This window comes from Brevibacillus sp. NRRL NRS-603 (assembly GCF_003013445.1).
Taxonomy (GTDB): Bacteria; Bacillota; Bacilli; order Brevibacillales; family Brevibacillaceae; genus Brevibacillus; species Brevibacillus formosus.
In genome coordinates this window covers 1-1,315 of the sequence record NZ_PXZN01000092.1, presented here as the reverse complement: position 1 = coordinate 1,315, position 1,315 = coordinate 1, and the positions used below count along the sequence as shown (strand labels likewise).

The 1,315-nt window shown below is 47.3% G+C and carries 3 protein-coding genes; all 3 read right to left on the bottom strand.

The features are described 5' to 3' along the window. Positions 1-358 (bottom strand): amidohydrolase family protein (locus C7R94_RS28335; protein ID WP_146142837.1); only part of this gene is annotated, 358 nt, incomplete at its 3' end. Between the two features lie 16 nt (positions 359-374). Next, positions 375-998, bottom strand: a complete 624-nt coding sequence (locus tag C7R94_RS28330; protein ID WP_047069024.1) for a redox-sensing transcriptional repressor Rex — start codon at positions 996-998, stop codon at positions 375-377. 15 nt (positions 999-1,013) lie between these two features. Then, on the bottom strand, positions 1,014-1,315 hold a 302-nt coding region (locus C7R94_RS28325; RefSeq protein WP_483296251.1), incomplete at its 5' end, for a ComEC/Rec2 family competence protein.

Genomic DNA, 1,315 nt, shown 5'->3' with positions numbered 1-1,315 from the left:
TTCCGGTACGAATCATTTCAATAAGCGACAGTTGGGTACCCCATTTTACTGTGTCTCCCGTGAATTGCGCCTCCAATGGCCACATTTTGTCTTCCAGCCATTGTTGCAGCGGCAAATCATCTGCATAACCGCGCAGGAGGGACATACCAGCATGTCCATGCGTGTTAATTAATCCAGGCAGTATGTAGTCTCCTTTTTGATCGATAACTTCATCGTATCCCGCTTCCGTCAGGTCCTCAGGAGTTGGGCCCACATACGTAATCTTGTTGCCTTCGAATGCTACGGCACCATCGTAAATGACTTCATTCGTATCGTTAACGGTAATAACTGTTGCGTGAATGAGGATCGTTTTTTTCATAGTATACACTCCATTCTTACGTCAAGTAGTAGGCCAAGCTTTGCAGGTTGGACGTTACATCCGCATAGTGAATGCGAACATCTTTTCCTGCGCGAATCGTCGTAGGGGCAAAATTCAAGATCCCCCTGATACCCGCTTGAGTCAACTGATCACATACGGATTGCGCTGCAGGTGCCGGTACCGTAATAATCGCTAGCTTGATTTGCTTGTTTACGATCGTTTCCTCCAGCTCTGATAAAGGCTGGATCGGTATACCCGCGACTTTTTTGCCCTGCTTCTCTGGATTATTGTCAAAGATGGCCGCAATCCGCATGTTATCTTTCAAATAAGCGTTGTAGTTACTAATGGCATGGCCCAAATGCCCCGCTCCAACCAAAGCGACACGGATTTCATCCGTTAGCTTCAGGATTTCACGGATTTTTTCCACCAGATAATCGACATCATAGCCGATTCCCTTTTTTCCAAAGTCACCAAAAGCTGCAAGATCTTTTCTGATTTGGGCAGGATTCACATCAAGATTCTTGCCCATCTGTTGGGAGGAAACGGTGGTCACCTCAACTTGCTGCAAATAACTGAGGTAACGCAGATAAATCGGCAAACGACGGACGACCGCTTCCGAAATCTTTTCGTGTTTTGCCACGTTCGGTCTTCCCCCCTAATTCTTTTGCTTCAAAATCCGATATTCTTTTCCATTCGATAAAATGGTAATGGAACCGTCGTGGCTGGTAACGTATGTCTCGGCCCATGACTCACCCAGGCGCTCCATGACTTCCGTCTGACCGTCTTTCATTTGATCCCGCGATCGGCCTGTCTGAATAATGGCGACTTGGGGATCGACTTGCGTCAGAAATGGTTGCGAAGAGCCTTGATTGCTCCCCTGACCGGCTACCTTTAGCACTTCCGCCTTCAGTTTGTCATTTTGCCGTTCCAACAGTCGTTCCTCTGCTTTTTCATTCA